Origin of the sequence: Belnapia arida, assembly GCF_016773205.1 — a bacterium.
Classification (GTDB): Bacteria; Pseudomonadota; Alphaproteobacteria; order Acetobacterales; family Acetobacteraceae; genus Belnapia; species Belnapia arida.
The window spans coordinates 1-17,258 of the sequence record NZ_JAETWB010000012.1; the positions used below are offsets into that span (position 1 = coordinate 1).

General features: G+C 65.1%; 16 protein-coding genes and 1 tRNA gene. 2 read left to right on the forward strand and 15 right to left on the reverse strand.

What is annotated here, in order from left to right; all coding sequences use genetic code 11:
- The first annotated feature begins 508 nt into the window (after positions 1-508).
- Positions 509-676, forward strand: coding sequence for a hypothetical protein (locus JMJ56_RS19525; protein ID WP_202833452.1), 168 nt, complete (start codon positions 509-511; stop codon positions 674-676).
- A 9-nt stretch (positions 677-685) separates the two neighbouring features.
- On the opposite strand, the gene JMJ56_RS19530 is transcribed toward JMJ56_RS19525, so the two are convergent.
- The 8 genes from JMJ56_RS19530 to JMJ56_RS35550 form a co-directional block, all read right to left on the reverse strand.
- Positions 686-1,735, reverse strand: coding sequence for a 5-methylcytosine restriction system specificity protein McrC (locus tag JMJ56_RS19530; RefSeq protein ID WP_202833453.1), 1,050 nt, complete (start codon positions 1,733-1,735; stop codon positions 686-688).
- Complete coding sequence (locus JMJ56_RS19535) at positions 1,735-3,759, reverse strand: AAA family ATPase (protein ID WP_202833454.1); 2,025 nt, start codon at positions 3,757-3,759, stop codon at positions 1,735-1,737. Before JMJ56_RS19535 ends, JMJ56_RS19530 begins: the two co-directional genes overlap by 1 nt.
- A gap of 561 nt (positions 3,760-4,320) precedes the next feature.
- Positions 4,321-4,890, reverse strand: coding sequence for a hypothetical protein (locus tag JMJ56_RS19540; RefSeq protein ID WP_202833455.1), 570 nt, complete (start codon positions 4,888-4,890; stop codon positions 4,321-4,323).
- Positions 4,891-4,931: 41 nt separating this feature from the next.
- Positions 4,932-7,520 (reverse strand): hypothetical protein, encoded by a 2,589-nt coding sequence (locus JMJ56_RS19545; RefSeq protein ID WP_202833456.1) that lies wholly within the window; start codon positions 7,518-7,520, stop codon positions 4,932-4,934.
- 11 nt (positions 7,521-7,531) lie between these two features.
- Positions 7,532-7,846, reverse strand: coding sequence for a hypothetical protein (locus tag JMJ56_RS19550; protein ID WP_202833457.1), 315 nt, complete (start codon positions 7,844-7,846; stop codon positions 7,532-7,534).
- Between the two features lie 136 nt (positions 7,847-7,982).
- Positions 7,983-8,204, reverse strand: coding sequence for a helix-turn-helix transcriptional regulator (locus JMJ56_RS19555; protein WP_202833458.1), 222 nt, complete (start codon positions 8,202-8,204; stop codon positions 7,983-7,985).
- Between the two features lie 88 nt (positions 8,205-8,292).
- Complete coding sequence (locus JMJ56_RS19560; protein WP_202833459.1) at positions 8,293-8,805, reverse strand: hypothetical protein; 513 nt, start codon at positions 8,803-8,805, stop codon at positions 8,293-8,295.
- A 274-nt stretch (positions 8,806-9,079) separates the two neighbouring features.
- Complete coding sequence (locus tag JMJ56_RS35550) at positions 9,080-9,358, reverse strand: helix-turn-helix transcriptional regulator (RefSeq protein WP_202833460.1); 279 nt, start codon at positions 9,356-9,358, stop codon at positions 9,080-9,082.
- Positions 9,359-10,397: 1,039 nt separating this feature from the next.
- On the opposite strand from JMJ56_RS35550, the gene JMJ56_RS19570 reads away from it, so the two are divergent.
- A complete protein-coding gene (locus JMJ56_RS19570) occupies positions 10,398-11,138 on the forward strand; it encodes a site-specific integrase (protein WP_202833461.1) in 741 nt (246 codons plus the stop codon).
- A 238-nt stretch (positions 11,139-11,376) separates the two neighbouring features.
- Here JMJ56_RS19570 and JMJ56_RS19575 read toward each other — a convergent pair whose 3' ends face one another.
- From JMJ56_RS19575 to JMJ56_RS19605, 7 genes are all read right to left on the reverse strand, one after another.
- Entirely contained in the window at positions 11,377-13,209 is a 1,833-nt protein-coding gene (locus tag JMJ56_RS19575; protein ID WP_202833462.1) for a hypothetical protein, read from the reverse strand.
- Positions 13,166-14,377 (reverse strand): VPA1262 family N-terminal domain-containing protein, encoded by a 1,212-nt coding sequence (locus tag JMJ56_RS19580; protein ID WP_202833463.1) that lies wholly within the window; start codon positions 14,375-14,377, stop codon positions 13,166-13,168. Before JMJ56_RS19580 ends, JMJ56_RS19575 begins: the two co-directional genes overlap by 44 nt.
- A 483-nt stretch (positions 14,378-14,860) precedes the next feature.
- The gene (locus JMJ56_RS19585) at positions 14,861-15,079 is read right to left on the reverse strand and encodes a hypothetical protein (protein WP_202833464.1); all 219 of its coding nucleotides are present in this window, start codon (positions 15,077-15,079) and stop codon (positions 14,861-14,863) included.
- 198 nt (positions 15,080-15,277) lie between these two features.
- Positions 15,278-15,469: a hypothetical protein gene (locus JMJ56_RS19590; protein WP_202833465.1), complete on the reverse strand. Its 192-nt coding sequence runs from the start codon at positions 15,467-15,469 to the stop codon at positions 15,278-15,280.
- Positions 15,470-15,939: 470 nt separating this feature from the next.
- Positions 15,940-16,015 (reverse strand) — tRNA-Lys (locus JMJ56_RS19595).
- A 60-nt stretch (positions 16,016-16,075) separates the two neighbouring features.
- On the reverse strand, positions 16,076-16,669 hold the full coding sequence (locus JMJ56_RS19600) for a peptidylprolyl isomerase (RefSeq protein ID WP_202833466.1): 594 nt from the start codon (positions 16,667-16,669) through the stop codon (positions 16,076-16,078).
- A 22-nt stretch (positions 16,670-16,691) separates the two neighbouring features.
- A complete protein-coding gene (locus JMJ56_RS19605; RefSeq protein ID WP_202833467.1) occupies positions 16,692-17,237 on the reverse strand; it encodes a peptidylprolyl isomerase in 546 nt (181 codons plus the stop codon).
- Between the last annotated feature and the right edge of the window lie 21 nt (positions 17,238-17,258).

Consider the following 17,258-nt stretch of genomic DNA (forward strand, 5'->3'; position numbering starts at 1 on the left):
GCCAAGCTCGATCCGACGCAGCGCGTCCAGGCGTTGCTGCGTGGGCTCACCTACAACCTTCAGCGCCTCGTCCGTCTCGGTGCTCCCGCGTGAGCCTCGCGACAGGGCAACCCAAACTCACAATCCTGGCGTGGTCTGGCCGGAGAACGAACCCGCTACCGCGGGAGTGGTCCTGTTGGCGCTGACGCGGCGCCACCTCGCACGGCGCGCTTGAGTTGAGCGGGCCCAGACCCGGGCCGACGCTGAGAGCTCCCCCGATCCAGAGGAGCTCTCCATGACCCTTCTCTCACCCGCAACGGCCCAGTGACGGCCTGCGTGAGCGCTTCATCGCCGACATGACCGAGCGCGGGTTTACCGACAAGACCCGCAAGGACTATCTCCGCACCGCCACGGGCTTTGCCCGCCTTTCTCGAGCGCTCGCCCGGCACGGCGACGGCCGCGGAGATTCGCAGGCGTCGCCGATAACCAGAGGCCGGTCAAACTCACCCGCCGGCTATCGACACATCTGATGCATCAGAAGTTTTCCAGATATTTTCAGATGGCAGGAGGAATTATCGCCGGACAGATCGTGACCAAATGGATGTCCGGGCAAGCAACGCCTTTCTTGTTCCTGCAAATGACTGATATTGCTTCCGGAAAGGCTTTGGGAATTTCCCACGAAGCCGCAGAACTCTGAGGTCCGATCCTAGCCCAAGGCCAAGCCGAGCATCCGCTCGTGAACGTGTGTCCAATGGCGCGCCAGGTCGATCACCCGAACCCCAATGCGGTGCGATCCGAGCGTGTAGTCGAGGCGGAGCTCCTGTCCGTCTATAGACGGATAGACGAGCAGACCTCGCACAGGCCTGCGCCACAAGTCCGCACGCCCGGCATGCTCGAGGTAGGACAGGATCTGGTACAGGTGCTCTGACCGGATTCGCGGATGCCCTCCGCGGTAGGCTCTGAATGTTTCGGCATAGAACTTGGTATCGATGATGACGACCTCAGCGTCCGATCGCAGCACGACGTCCGCCCGCATTCCGGGCAGATAGCGTTCGTGCAGCTGATCCAGTTCCCCGGCGCTCCATTCAACGAACTCCGCGCCAACGCGGTAGGCCAACTGCTCCCGATCAAGGAAGTTGCGCACAAACTGCTCGAAGACCATCGACATGCGAACCTCGTCCTCAAGCAAAGCAGTGAATTTTGACCCTCGGCCGCCCTCCTCGGGTAGCGAAGCCTCGAACGCCATCTCGCAGATCCGCAGCAGCAGGTCGTAGTGGCCACCGCCTCGCGGCGGTCGCGTGCGGCGGAACAGGTTTCTCGAAAGCGGGACGTCGTGCACCTCATCGAAGCGCCGTGCCAAGGTTCTGAGCTCATCTCTGAGGCCGGGCTGAACCTCATGGTGTGCGGCAAGCCGCCGTAGGGTAGCCTTTAGGATGCGGTTGGCCGGAGCGTCCGGCGTCAGCTCGTCGTAGGCACAGACTAGCCTTTGGCGCACCAGCGCGCCGCCGGCGATAGATGGAGAGGGCAAAAGGCGTCCCCGCGGGTGTCTCAGCTCCTCGATGCGCTCCTGGTAATCGCGGTCAATCCCACGCCGGAGGAGACGCCGCACCCCGTTGGCCAAGACTCGCGCGAGCAGGTTGGCTAAGTCCGGGCTGTCGTCTGTGCCGACCTCCACCTGCCGCCCCTCGGCGAAGCGCCCCCAGGCATACAGGAAGAGGTAGTAGATGTTCCTGATCGGGATCGCGCGCGCGCGCATCAGGGCTCGGGCGCTAGCAGCATCCGGCGCCACTGCTCGACCTTGTCAGGGTCGTCGAAGCTGTACTCCTCGAGGAGTGGCAGGACTTCGGTTGCAATCACAGCTTCGTACCAACCCTCTCCCGTGACCTCGGCGTCGTCGCGCGGCACGAAGAAGCTATGACCGATGCAGAAGCCCGGGCCGAGGTTGGCCCGGTCGGCGGCGATCTCCCGGTTCAGCGCCGCCATCCGACCGCAGATCTGCGCTACCAACGCGACTGGCACCCCCTTGCCGGCAAGGTGTGCAGCGAAGGCCGGCCGGTCGTAAGCCGGTTGCGCCGTGACAAAGGCGAAGCGCCGGCGCAGTGCGTAATCGACCACCGCTAGGCTGCGGTCGGCGGTGTTCATCATCCCGATGAGGAATACGTTTTTTGGTACGTGGAAGGGCTGATGCATGGGGTCGCCAGCAGCCTGCCGGTCAGGCGAGGCGTAAGCAAGCCGGGTAGCCCAGCTTCGGTCCCGCTTGTCCGGCTCAATCAACAGCATCATCTCGCCAAGGATTTTCGACAAGTTGCCGCGGTTGATCTCGTCGATGATAAAAACGTAGCTTTCATCCGGGTCCGCGAGGGCGCGACGGCAGAAGGCGACGAAAGCGCCGTCCTGCAGCTCGAACCCACCGCCTTCGCGTGGGCGGAAGCCTTGCACGAAGTTCTCATAGGCATAGGACTGGTGGAACTGCACCATGGCGGCCCTGCCTGGGTCCTCGTAGCCGATCAGCGCATAGGCGAGGCGGCGGGCGATGAAGCTCTTGCCGACCCCAGGCGCCCCCTGAAGCACCAGGTTGCGCTTGCCGCGCCAAACCGCGAGCCAGCGTGCGAACTCCTCCTCCGGCAGGAACAACCCCTCAACGGCCCGCTCCATGGGATAGGGCGGCCGCGCCTCGACCGCCTGGGCGGGCGCCGCATCTGAGTTCACGGGCGGGACGCTGTCGTCGAGGAAAGGGGGCGTTGGCGGCAGCTCGCCGGGCTCGCTGCCTGGAGTGAGGTCATGCAGAAGCGGGCCGAAGAGCTCGACGGCCTCGCAAAGCTGGGTCGTGAAGTCCGAGCCAACCTGCCCCAACTCGTCCGCGGTGACGTAGCGGCTGATTGCGCCGCCTGCCCAATGGCGGCCGCGATCGGACCTCAGGAAAGCAAGCCATTCGTCGAAATTCTCGAACTCGCCCGGTCCAGGCTCAAGACGGGTCTTCTGACGGAATCGCCAGCCGCCGCTGCGCCGGAGTTCCGCGGCCAGCCGCGCCGCAGGCGCCGAGCCCGGGGCAGGCAGACGAGCGAAGATCTCTGGGGCAGCCGCGCGGACCTTGTCCTTAATCCCTTGCTGGGAGAAGTCGCTGGGGTGGATGGCCGGCGCGAAGCCGTATTCGACCCCGCGCTCGGATACAATTGTGAAGAGCTGCGGCATACCGACGAAGTCGGGCAGGTTCGCGGCGTTGTGGACGCCGAACCACAGATCCTTGGGCAGAGCGCCGCGCACGCCGCTCTGCGGATTAAAGCCGCTGGTTAGCTTGGCTGGAAAGGCGGCGTCCGACCCAAGCGCCGCCTGTACCGTCCTCGCCATGTCGCGCAGGAGGAGGTCGATGCGCGAGTAGACATCCCGCTCCTCGTCCGAGAGCTCGGCGTAGCGCTTTTGCCGCCTGCTCTGGCGCAGAAGTAGGAGGTCGCGCCCAGTTAGGAGCCTGGACGGCTGGAGTTGTCTTGGCTGTGGCTGATCGCTTTCGGGCACACGGTGTCTTACGTCCATCCCCCGATAGCAGCAACGGCTTGACCTTGAGCTAAGACCTAGTCGCCGAGAGCGTGACTCGTTAGGGATTCCATATCGCCGACAGGCTGATTCAATCTGGCGACCAAGGGAGGTTCGCCATGCCCATCCCACCTCAGGCTGATTTTGCCGCAGGCGGACAGCACGCGGCAGCGCGGCAGACGAAGGACGCGGCCCAAGCCGCGTCGCCTGGGTGGCCTTGGCTACCATCAACGATGCAGCATCCTGCATCGAGGCTGCCCGGATGCGTATCCATCGATGTGTTAGACCGGCCTCAGCGGGTCATCCTGGCCGTTAGGCGACTGGCACCCCCAACGCATTGAGGAGGTGCCGAGCTTCGGCATCGAGATGTCGGAGTTGTCGAAGGCGAACCGGCCGAGGCCGGCATCGCCCCTGGAGCGTGCCGAGCTGGCGCAGGAGCCACCGGGCAGTCTTCAGGGCCGCGGCTGTCTCCGCACGCTGGATTTCCGCCTGCCGGGACCGCCGACCATGCTTTAGGGCGTTGGAATTGCCTGGTTGTCCACCCCGGCGATGGAGTATCGGTCCGGCGAGTTGTGCCGGACCTGCCTCAGGTCGCTCGGTAAATCGCGCTGCAGGGTGTTGAGGAGAACTCAGTGTGGCCGTTCCATCTCCCCTGCCACCAGCCTTCATGGCCGCCCTAGACGCATTCTGACACATCCTCGACGAGCTCCCAGCTCAACCATTCCGCCGATACAGCCGAGACCTACCGTGCCCCTATTTCGACCCATCGCGGTCCATCCTGCTCCCTATCCGCTGGACAGCCCTCCCAGATCACGTCCGCACCTCCACCACAGCTGTCGCTGGCCGTCCATCCGGTGGATGGCAGGTCCAGCAGCACCAACCCGGCCTCTCAGCCTCGCGCCACCAGCGCCCGCCGGTCTGGGTGAACCGGCCGCAGGCCGTGCACCAGCTCCCCGATGGCGGACTGAACGGCTCGGACCAGGCGGGCGGGCAGCCCAGGTCGGAGGTGTCCATCTCCTGCTCCGGCGGCAGTGAGGGCAGCAGCCCAACCTCGGCCAGCGAGGCGACAACGTGCGGCGCCACCATGGCCCGCCGGCCGTCCGGGCGGACCAGCACGAGCCAGCCTGCGGGGTCGCGCTCGCGGCACGCCCCCTGCGCCAGAGCTCGGGCAACAGACCCAGCGATCGAACGGAGCCATGTGTCCGGGCAAGACGGGATGGCGGACAGGCCAATGCTTCCCGGTGCCGCGGTCTCGGCGGCGCGGGCGGCGAGAAGGGCCGCCATATCCTCCCGGTGCTGACGCGCCTCCTCCAGCAGCTCCGTTGGGAGGCGGGAGGCGTTGCCGATCGCCACCCGCCCATCCGGCCGCAAGGAGGCCATGCCGCCGGCCTCCTCGATCCGCGCCAGGACCGTGGCGGCAGTCAGAGCAACACCTCATCCGCCGCATTTTCGCACGATGGACCAGCAGCGTTCCCAGCGTCCCCAGTGTCCCAGCGATCCGGTTCAGAAGCGGAGGCTGTCTGGCCGGAGCGCTCGGAACACTCGGAACGCTGGGTGCCCACTGTACGGATCGTGATCATGCGGCCGCCCCTGCCGCCGCTCTCAGGTAGGGCCAGGTCGACCCCGGCGCGACGCAGGGCCGGCGCCACCCGCCGCAGCTTCCCCGACATCCGGGTCGCGTCCTTCGGCCAGTCGCGCTCACGCTGGCGGTCAGGGGAGGTGCGACCGTTGATCTCCAGCAGCAGCTCCGACGCTGTACCCTGCCAGATGCCCTCCTCAGCGGCGATCGCCTGGACCGTCGCGGCGATGGTGTCGGCCTCGATCACCCCGGCCACGGCGCCGGCCCGGTTGTCAGCCATGGCGGCGAGCATCTGGTCGACCGTCCAGCCGAAGGCGGGTGCCGCAGCGCAGGCGACCCGTGCGAAGTCGGCCATGCGCGGCAGTCGCTCCAGTTTCATTCCAGGCGCGTCGCGCAATGCCAGCACCAGCGCGTCGAGCAGCAGCGCGAGGACGCCTGGCGCGGCCGCGTTGAAGTCCTGCCAGACCTCAGCCTCCGGGCGGCGTTGATCGTCGGGGATCGCCGGCAGGGTGATGGCGACGGCCCGGTCGGCTAGATCGCCGCGCGCGAGCAGGGACGGGATGCCATTGAGCAGCACCGGGTTTTGCGCATAGGCGACGTGCTCCTCGCCGTTGGTGAATAGCGCCCGCTCCCCAAGCCCGCTGCCGGTCGCTAGGCGGCACAGCGCATCAGCCATCTCCGGGGACAGCGAGGAGAGGTTGTCGAGCGCCACGACGCGGCCATTGCGCGCGGCGATGACAAGATCGCGCTCGTCCTTCGGCACCGCCCGCACGTCCGCCGTGTTCGGGTCCACCAACCGTCGCAGCATTTTTGCCGCGGTCGTCTTGCCGCTGCCCTGTTCGCCGTCGAGCGCGAGAACCGCGAAGGGACCTTCTGGGTAAAGCGTCGCGACCAACCATGTAGTTGCCAGTATGAAGTCGTCCGAGGGGCGCCCGTCCTGCCCCGGTCGGACGTTGAGGAGGCGATGCAGCCCATCCTGTGCGCCTGCCGCACGCTGCGGCACCGGCAACGCGCCGAGCCCCGCCGGCCGGATCAGCGGCACGTCGGCACCATCGATCACCTGCCAGCCCTCTGGCGTTACCCTGACCAGCGCCCAGTCCGGGCAGCCGAGGTCGAGCCACACGGCACCGTCGGCGGTGCGGCAGAGGCGCGGGCGCGGCTCCCGCTCGTCGCCGCGTAGCGCGAAGGCATCGAAGGCCCCGAGCGCTTCAGACAGCGAGTGATCCGACACTGCCCCTGGCCGCACCGTCTCCCCGGCCTTGCCCTTCACCGTCACCGGGTTCGCGTCGCCATAGATTAGTCGCACGATGTTCTTGAACGCAGTCCAGCGGACCGGATAGCGCTCGGTCCGCCCTTCGCGGGGTACGGTCGCGTAAGCGGTCCCGCGCGGATCACGCCAGAACGTCACCCCAGCGTCGAGGACCGCCGCGATGATCTTCTCGGTCTTGGTCTCGCGTATCGCAACCCGGTCGAGAGTTTCACGAGACTCAGAGTCGGCGCTCGCTCGATTCCACATCCGGTGCAGCTCGCGGGCTCCCGCCACCTCGCCCTTCTCAACAACCCAGTCGCGGGTGTGCTCGCACCGCCGCAGCAGCGCGCATGTCTCATCGAAGCTGAAGCCCTCGCGTTTCAGGAGGGCACCCAGCGCCATTGCGAGCGCAGACCGGCTGCCGTCGTTCATGTCCGCCATGTCGCCCGCCCAGCGTCGGGCGAGCGTGGCGTTGGACCCTATCGCCCGGTGGAGGCGAGCCACCAGCGTGTCGCCGCCGCCCGGAGCGGCGCTGTCTTGGGATGCCTTGCCGACCGTGACGAAGGCTGGGCCAGCCTCGCGCGCCAACCAGAGCAACGTCGCCACATCGACTGAGCGGATATCGGCCGGCGTGTTGGTCAGGTGCTGGTCGGTCACCGCGAAGTATTTGTTCGCCAGGTACAGCTCGATGGCGGGCGGGTGCTCTTTGCCTGGGCGCTTCCACGTCCTGCCGTACTTGCTGCCCATGGCGGCGCGTAAGGGTGGCAAGACAGTGGTCGAGTACAAGAAGTAGACCTTCACGCCGGTCCCCGATGGGGACACTTCGGTGTAGCTGGCGAAGCGATGGATCACCTCCACTGCCCAAGCTTCGATCTCCCCGGAGGCGGGGTCGCGGCAGGTGTCGAGGTCACAGCCGCCAAGGGCGAGGGTGCCCCCCTCCTGGAGAGAGCCCAGCTCTAGACCGACGCCGCCGCCTTCGCCGTTGACGTGCTGTGCTGCCCATCGCTCGGCCGCGCTGCGGGGCGCCCAGGTCGCAGGATTGTCGGCCTCAGCCCGTCGTCCGGTTCTTGCGTCGAAGGGGACCTTCGTGGGTCTGGCGTCGGGCTTGTCGCCGCGGAGGACGTTCTTCCAGCCAACCCAGCGTGGCATCGGCGCGACGGCTTCCATGCTGATCGGGCCCATACTGTCGGCACTCACGCCACACCGCCCGGGGCGGAGGCCCGGTCGTCGTGAGCGATACGCGATGCATAAGCCATGGCATCGGTGGAGTTGTCGAAGAGCAGCGCGACGACACCACCCTGCGAGAGCGCGCCAGCGGCCAGGGCTTCGCTGAGGGGATCGAGATGGTCCGCCCCTGGGGCAATATGCGCGAAGACCACCATCCCGCCAGGCTGGCCCAGGAGATCGGGTGTCGGCTCCAGCGGCGGGCGGGCCAGGATCATGACGGGCTGGCCGTGCAGGACGTGCAGCCGCGCCGCAGCACCGGCGTGGAAGCAAGAAGCAGACATGTCGAGGTCCTTGCAAAAAGGGACCGCGCCTGCGAACACTAGGTTGTTGGCAGAGTATTCGGCGGGGCGGCAACGTTGAAAGACGAGGCAGCCCCGCCATTTCGCGGAGCTAAGACCGCGTGTGTGGCGAAATGGGCTATTCGCAGTTGCCCGCTGCGTTCTCCGCCATCTCTGCAATCCGGTTCGGGTGAGTGTTCCCTGCAACCCAGGCTGCAAGGCCGGCAGCAGCGTAGGCGACGCGCCGCCGCCCAAGGCGAAGGTACGGCGGCCCCTCGCCTTCCTCGCGCCAGCGTCCCAGGGTGCACTCACTGATACCGAATCGCTCAGCGACCTCCTTCGCGGAGTGGTAGGCGTTCATGTCCTTTCATGGCTCCTGTATCGGGATGCGGACAGTTTCGGCGTGACGCCAGACGTCTGTCGTGGAACAGGTGTGCAGTTCGACCCGTTCACTCGGGGAGCAGCGGCAGCCGATCGATGTTGAGGACAACAGATTCTGGATCTAGGGCGGCCGCTGCCGTCCGGTGCCCGTTCGCATACTTCTCATAGAGAGTGACCCGCCGAATCACAGCCAGAGTTACGGCACGGAGAAAATCACCGCCGACGGCGTAGGTATTGATCCCCAGCGCCCGTGCGTTCTCAGGTGTCATGGCTTGGGCGACCCGGCGCGCCAACATGTTGCGGGTTGGCTGTGGGTTCTCCCCCTCGGCCTTCTGCCGCTCGGCCAAATAGCGTCGCACCAGGCCGAGGTCACCATCCGATAGCTGTTTAATGCTACGCTCGCGTGGCTTCCGCGAGGCCTTGGCCCAGATCCGCTTCGCCACGTCCGACCCGAAAGTCACCTCGATAAATCGGAACAGATATGCTGCAAGGATAGCGCAACGCTCCTCGGTCCATACCAGGGAGGCTGGTGAGGGCTCTGCCGGACGGCTGGCGGTCCGACCGGTCTTCGGTGTTCTCATGTCAATTTGCCCGCGAGTGGCGAGGTGCACGGAAAGTGAGTAGCCGGACGGCGCCAACGGAGTGACGGACCTCCAGGGTTTGCCTCTACCGCTGCACGGCGTATTAGACCGTGCGCCATCGACCCGGCGCTCGTCCCACGCATCTTCCGGTGCACTACACCGGTCCGCTCCGGGTGGCCAAAGACCGCAACCGACCGGTTACCTCTTGAGCTGCTGTCCTGGATGTGTCCGATGGACAAGGCACCAAGCAAGCGCCGATGATAGATCTTCACGATCAGTGCGCCGGCTCGCGCGCTGCGAGCCACGCCTCGATCTCTGAAATCCGCCAACCTACGCGCCTACCCAGAAGGCGAACGGGCCGAGGGAAGGAATCGTCGGTATGGACTGCGCGCCACACGGTGGCACGAGCGCAGCCAAGCAGACGAGCGACCTCTCGATCGGAAGCGATAAGCGGTGCGGAATTGCCGCCGAAAGAATTCGCAGCGGGCGTGAACGGAGGGGTTCGGATCATGGACGGTCCCAACAAGCGTCGATCGTGATTGATCGGCCGCATCTGTTGGCTTGCACCGTCGCCCGCCTGCCGTGCTTGTCCCACGTAGCCTCTCAGATGTCAGCTACAAAGTTTTGGATTTCATCCATCGGGATAGGTTGGAGTCTTCCGGGCGGAGAGATACCCGAAGGGTTTGAGGACCCAACAAAGATCCTGGGAGCGGCGGAATTGGAGATCGGGTGAGCAGAACTCGATGTAGTCGGCCGCGGAGGACCCTTTCGCGTTACCTCCTCCCCCACCCGGTACCCTCGCGCGGTGCGCGCGTGGGCGCGCGTCTCGCCGCCGCAATCCGTCTCTGTCGTGCAGGGCCACGGCGGTGCCGCCCTGCCGCCGAGGTATCCTGACCCCGCGCTTCGCGTTGTACGCGCTATAAGCGAAGATGCCCGCGCATTCGGCTGGGGCGATTTCCAGAACCCGCAGCTACTCCCTGGCCGTGGCCGCCAAGTTGTTTCGGTAATTTGCCGCGATGAGGACAAGTTAGCGGGCGACGGGCTGATCGCCCTTTCGGACGAGGCGATTAGCCATGGCCAGCGTTTTTCCGAATGTGGCCATGATGCCTCCTCAGCCCGCGCCCTATAACCAGCGGGCCTGGTTCACTTGCGGGAGCCATCAGCACCGCCGCGCGGCAGAGAGCCCCGCCATGCTGTCTCGCAGTCTCGGTTTCAGCCTTCGCCAACATCGTCTGCGGCACCACCAAGCTCCAGCTCCGGCGGTAGCTGACCGCCCTGCTGTCGGCTTTGCAACGATGGCGCTTGCGCCTGCATCCTGGCTTCCGATAAGAGAACCTTATCGGAAGTGTAAGAAATAGTCAGGTGGCCGCCAGCAGTCTCACCACGTCCACCCAGGGCAGCATCGCCACCCTCCACGCCGGCCCCTTCGCCCGCGCCGCCGGCTATGCCAGCACGGCCAGTGCCGACGCGACTCGGAAGGGGTACGGCACCGACTGGACCTGCTTTGCCGCCTGGTGCCAGGGGCAGGGCCTAGAGCCCTGCCCGCTCGTCCGGAGACAGTTGGCGGCTACCTGGCCGACAAGGCCGGGACGTTGAAGGTCAGCACCCTGGGCCGCCGGTTGGCGGCCATCGCCATCGGCCACCGCATGGCTGGGCACCAGCTCGACATGAAGCACCCCGCCATCGCCGCCGTGCTGAAGGGTATCCGCCGGCAGCACGGCAGCGCCCAGCGCCAGGCCGCACCGGCGACGGTGGACGTGGTGAAGGCCATGGTCGGCACCTGCCGTAGCGATCTGGTTGGACTGCGCGACCGGGCGCTCCTGCTGCTGGGCTTTGCTGATGCCTTCCGCCGCGCCGAGTTGGTGGCGCTGCGGGTGGAGAACTTGGCCGAGGATGCCTCTGGTGGCGGCCTCCGCGTCACCATCCGCCGCAGCAAGGGCGACCAGGTCGGCGAAGGTCAGGTTGTCGGCATCGCCGGGACCGGCACCGCGACCTGCCCGGTCGCAGCGCTGGCCGCCTGGAGACAGGCCGCCGGCATTGAGACAGGCCCCTTGCTGCGCTCCTTGGATCGCCATGGCCGCGTCGGTGACAGCCTTTCGGACAAGGCCGTGGCGCTGGTGGTGAAACGCCGCGCGGAAGTCGCCGGCCTCGACCCCGCGATGTTCGCCGGGCACAGCCTCCGCGCCGGCCTCGCCACCAGCGCCGCCGCGCATGGCCTGGAAGAGCGCGACATCCAACGGCAGACCCGGCACCGCAGCGTCGCCATGCTGCAGCGCTACATCCGAGACGGCGAGTTGTTCCGCGCCAACGTGTCTGGAAGGATCGGCTTGTGACAGAGAATGTAGATGATGACATTGGCCTTGGCACGCCAGTTAACGAGCTGCCATTTGCATCTGCCCCCAATAGGCCCGGACCTGTAGATTACGGTCCTTGGGCCGGGGATTTGATCATGGCCTGGCTCTGATCAGTAGCTAGACCGGAGCAATGTTCTAGAAGCGGCACCGCCAAAATCGGCTAGTCAAGTTCATAATGCGAAATCCGCTTGCGCGAAAATTCGCTAATCGAAAGAAGTCAGAGGCGGGCCGCGAAGTCCAACAGATCGGCACGTCCGTCTTGGTCGAAGACAGTATTCCATTTACGCGTGGCATCATCCGCAAGTGCCGCCTGAAGTGCTTGACGCACTTCAGGTGCTCCTACGAAGCGACCTACCTCTATCGCCGTGGCGTCTGATGCCGCTGATCGTACTATCCGCCACAACACAGCATGTTCAATATCCGGCTCCAACTGGTTGGCCAAAAAATTACCAATGTCGGCAATGCCGAGTACACGACCTTCCGTAAGCGCCGCCCCGAGTTGGATCGCCACTCTGCAAATAGATGGGATCGCGCCGTTGGGAAGATCCGCATTAGGGTCAGTAAGCTGGGTCTCAAAGAGCGCATCTGCCAGCCGCCGCCAGAACTTGACTGCATCGCTGCCCCCCCCAACGCTGACGTTGAGGCCGTGCAGTCCCCAGGCAAGTGCCGGGCAAGCTGGATTATCTAGATTGCGGTGCACCTGGAAGCTTAGATGCTCACGCGCCTCGTAGGTCGCGCGCCAAAGTTCCTCGAACCAGGCAGCGGGGTCGGGGATCTCTGCCAAAACGCGTCCGACAATCTTTGCCTCGGTCGTGCTCGTGACCAAGCCGTCAGCGCGGCCGGTTGCACTCACAAGCCCTTTGGCCACAGCGCTGGCAAGGATTTCTGCGGCGCCTTGTGGATCACCGTGGGCGTGCACGACAGACACCTCCGCCAGAACTCGATCGACCTGCCAGAGCGCCTCCTCGGCCTGTACCCAATCCCAGAGGTTCACGCCACGCGGGAACGTGCGCCGAGAGAGCTCATAAAGGAGTGCATCGCTCAGCGCGCCCCAAGCGTCCATTTCGATATTAGACCGACCTGCGCGGCGCCGCGCTCCGCGCCAGATCGTTTGCTGCAGCCAAGCTCGTGCAATCCAGGCCCCTTCGGCACGCGCGAACAGGACATCCAAGACGTTGTCCAGATCTGGCTTCGGTGCCTCGGCATTGGCAACCGCCTTCCGGATTAGCTCTTCCTCAAACTCCTCGAGAATGCCGAAAATCACTGTCGGACCAAATGGAGCGCCTTCCTCGGAAAACACTGGAGGCGAAGCTGCGATCAAAGCCACCACGACTCGGATCTCAAGCGGCGCAAGGATGTTGGCGGCGGCGTGCTGGAACGGTGCAGGATACCCAGCCAGCACCTGCAGGTAGCGAACCGGCCAAAGTGTCCCGATCACACGATAAATCCAGTGCTCCCTCATCGGCCACTCGGCCCGACCAGGCCAGAGATCACGGGTATTCAGAGGCTCCTCAGGCTTCTTTTCCGCATATTGGCGGAGACGATCGTAGAAGTGCGAGGAGTAGACAGATTGCATCCGCGCTTCGAGCGTCTGCGGTAACGGGTGATCGTCAGATGGTGCTCCGAGGCGCACGCACAGCGCATCTGCTAGCGCGACAGCGGTGTCTTCGCTGAGGCTCTGCAGGTCGCCGGTCAGCTCAAACAGCTGCGGGTGATCGGCCGTTTGGGCCAACTCGAGTGCTGTTTGCGCAAACAGCCATTGGACGCTCCTGTTCGCCCCAAGAGGCTCGGCCACTCCACACATGCTGGCCTGGATGGACTCCGACCAGTCCTTCAAGCCCGCCGCCCGCATCCGGGTGACAAGGTTATCGGTTGCGTCGGGGGTGCCCAGGACCCGCAGCGCCGCCGACCCATGCCCTTTCGGCCAAAGGGGCTCCCGCAGCCACTTCAGTGCGACAATGAGTGCCGCCTCCCCGTCGACAGGGGCGGGAAGCGTTAGGCCGGAGTCAGCCACGTTGCCGCTCTTTTCGCCGCCTTCGCGGTCGCTCAACCCAAGTCGCCAGCTTCCGCAACGCTTCTGCGATCTCCTGGCGGAGCGACCACTGCGGTATTGGGCGGTTGCGCCAATGGGTCTCGAAAAGTTCGGCCTCCGCGAACGCCACTGCCAAGACCTCACGCACTTCGGCAGGCTGCTCGACCCTGGTCATGAGGCTAATCTCGGCTTTGCCCACCTGATTGAACGAATGGCCACAATGCCAGATCACGTCGTCAATCTGCAGAAACCGGTCGTGTAGACGCCGGGAAACAGAGACACGAATGTCAATCTCACCGAAGCCCTGCGCCGGATCTCGCATGGTCTCGATTTGTTGCACCAACAGGTCGCCGAGCTTGTCACCATCCTTGTCGGATGCTCTCCTTCGCCCTGTTCGGGGGTTGAGCAAACCGCGGATCGCTACGCCCTCATGCTCCGCCGCCATAGCGAATTCCTGGAGGTCGTCAGCCTCCAAGTACGGATCGACGAGCAAAACTTGTTGGCGTGCCTGCGCGACAAGCTTGCGAATCAGCGTGACCGCGGCCACCCGATCATTCTCTAGTAGATAGACAGTCGAAGGTGCGGCCTGGGTTTCAGCTGGACGAAACTCGCCTGCCCGCTGCTGCTGTGCCTGTTGAAGAAGCTCTAACTTCCGCAGCGCCGTAAGTGGCGGTGCCGGCGGTCCTTTAGCCTTTCCGCGGACCTGAACCTCCACCGGATCAGCGGCTGGCGTCCGGCGCGGCGGCGCCACGTGCCGAAGGCGGCCCTCGTTCAGTCGTTCTGTCCACAAGCCGCGGAAGAACTTGGCCGGCTCTTCCTGATCCAAGACTCCCCGGAGCCTGCAGACGACTTCGTGGCGCACAGCGTCCACCTCCGACGGCGCAGTCGCCCACAAGCGACCGAGAGCGTCAGGTTCCTGATCCACCCGCCAGGCTACCTCGCCGCCTCGGCGTTCCTCAACAGTGATGGCCACTGTTGACAAGTCAGCGCCCATTCGCGGAGGCCCACCGACCATAAGTGTCTCACCCCCCGACGAGCGCAAAGCGATCCGGGCACCACAGCGCCGGAAGAGTGGGTTTGGCGCGACAAGCACACCAGTTCCCAGCCACAGATCGTAAGCCAGCAGGTCGAAGTGTACGCAGTCCCGCAACCAGGCGCGCGCGCGGATGCAGAGGTCGATCTCCACCGCCCCATCCCGGAGCTTGGCAATCGGTTCGGCCAACGCCTCCATGGGTACGAGCCTATGGAGTCGCGGCTGGCCATGCCACGCCGGGGAGAAGGGTGGCGGCTTAATAGGTAGAACGAACCCCTTGTATTTCGGCTCCGGTTCAAACTGAGACGTTGTGATACGAAAAGACTTGCCTGGTACGCGTGCCTGACCGCGCCATAGGGTCTCGTACCAGTCGAGTGCGTCCCCGACAGGCATAACGGTCCGTCCAACGCAGATGCGATCGGAGCCGAAATTATGATAGAATTCCCCATTGGGAGGTGGCGGCATCTCCTTCGGCAGCAATTCTACTGACGCAAAAAGAAGGTGATTTACGCGTTCGTGAATGACTGTCACCAGCCGAACAACGCCCACTGCGTAGTCGCCGTCGATAATCCTGGTCCACTGCCGCGATAGCGGCGCCGATGCGCCAGGAGTTGGATTATGCATAGGACGTTCTATTTAGTTGCGTTCTGGCAGCTTCGCCAGCCGCAGCTGCTCCGAAAACCAGCCATAATGATGAAACCAAGCTCTGTAACTGAACTCTGCGATGCGCAGGCTAAGGATAGTGGCGACGAGCTGGGCGAAGCCCATCCATTTGCAATGGGTTTTGTTGCGCCTAAGGGCGATGGGCACCCAGTGCTTGAGCCAAGAGAGCAGGTTCTCGATGTAGTGGCGCACGGCACACGGCGTAGGCTTCCAGTCTGGCGGATCGACCTTGCGGCGCTTGGGCGGGGTGTGGACGGTGCAGCCTTCGACGGCAAAGCTCGCGTGAAGCGACGCCGAGACATAACCATGATCGAGCGCGGCGTCGCAGACCGGGATACCCGAGCGAGCCCCGGCGTATAAACTAGCCGGAGTAGTGGCCGGGACTGGCGCTCAGCTGCTGGACCCGGCCCGCGCCATCAACGCAGGCATGCAGCTTGGGCACAGCCCGCCAAGGCTGCGGCCGAGCGCCTCGGCGGTCGCCGTGCCGCCCGCTGCCCCGCTCGCAGTACGGTGGGCCTTCCAGGTGGTGCTGTCCAGCAGCAGCAGCCCGGCAACGGGCAAGGCCGGGCGGGAGAGCCTCAAAAATCACCTCTCACCAATCGTGTAGGTACCAGCGGCGCTAGCGGTGGTGGACGCTGGACCAACTGCCCAACTCATCGGACAGGTCACGCCACGGCGCACCGATTCGGCAGATTCAGAATGCTGCCTCGACAAAGCTGCGCAGCGCCACCTCTTCGCCATTCCACGTCAGTGGGGTCTGCTGCCGCACCAGCATCAGCGACACCCATTGGGCATCTCCTAGAGCGTCTTGGTCACGGTCATGTCCCCGAAAACCCGAGAGAACGTCCGTCGGCACACAGCCAGAGACCGTTGGAAAACGAATAGATCAGCCAGCCACTCCGGTCACAGAGCCTAAATACGCCGCTTCACAAACGGCAAGCCGAGACACTGAACCAGGCGACTTCGGCCGCTCGTCTGATTCACACTGCTTACTGCGTGGCTTACTGCGAACCCCACCAGATCACGGCGTGCAGATAAGCCTTTGTGAAATATGGTGAGCCGGGTGGGATTCGAACCCACGGCCACGAGATTAAAAGTCCCGTGCTCTACCAGCTGAGCTACCGGCTCACAGGTGCCGCATGCAGTGCGGGCGCCCCCAAAACCCCGGGGACGCCCGTCTGTCAAGCCTCAAGCCGCAGCGGGGGCATCCGCGGCGATGCTCGCCTTGATCAGCTTGTCCGGCCCCTGGACCATGCCGTTGCCGCCGGAGCCGCGCTTGATCTTGTCCACGACCTCCATGCCGGAGACGACACGGCCCCAGATCGTGTACTGGCCGTCGAGGCTCGGCGCCGGCCCGAACATGATGAAGAACTGGCTGTTCGCGCTGTCCGGGTTGTTGGTCCGCGCCATGCCGCAGGTGCCGCGCACGAAGCGCGCCTTGGCGGGTGGCGAGAACTCCGCCGGCAGGTCGGCATGGCCGGCGTCCCGCGCACCGCCCGTGCCGGTGCCGGTCGGGTCGCCGCCCTGAGCCATGAAGCCCTCGATGACGCGGTGGAAGGGCGTGCCGTCATAGAAGCCGGCGCGCACCAGCGTCTTGATCCGTTCCACATGCTGCGGCGCCAGGTCGGGCCGCAGCTCGACCGTCACCTTGCCATCCTTCAACTCGAGGATCAGCGTGTTCTCCAGCGCCGAATCGGGCGTGGCGGTGGCAGGCGCCGCGGCGGGCTCGCCGATCGGGGGTTCGCCGGGGATCTCGGCAGGGCTGCCAGCTTCGTCGCTCATGGCTCTCTCCTCGGTAATTAGTTCAGGCGGTGACGATGCGCGCGCGGATCAGCTTGTCCGGGTTCTGCACGACCCCGTTGCCGCCGCTGCCCCGCTTGATCTTGTCGACCGCATCCATCCCGGCGACGACCTTGCCCCAGATCGTGTACTGGTTGTCGAGGCTCGGCGCCGGGGCGAACATGATGAAGAACTGGCTGTTCGCACTGTTCGGGCTGCTGCTGCGCGCCATGCCGCAGGTGCCGCGCAGGAAGCGGTACTTGTTGGTGAACTCGGCCGGCAGGTCCGGCAGGTCCCGCGCGCCGCCCGTGCCGGTGCCGGTCGGGTCGCCGCCCTGGGCCATGAAGCCCTCGATCACGCGGTGGAAGGGCGTGCCGTCATAGAAGCCGCGGCGGACCAGCAGCTTGATCCGCTCGACATGCTTCGGCGCCACATCGGGCAGGAACTGGATGGTGACGGTGCCGTCCTTCAGCTCCAGCTGCAACCGCTCCTCGGCTTGTGCCAGGGCGGGGGCTGCAAGGCTGCTGGTCGTGGCGAGGGCGGCGAGCCCTGCCAGGTCGCGTCGGCGCATACTTTTCTCCCCAATAAGGCC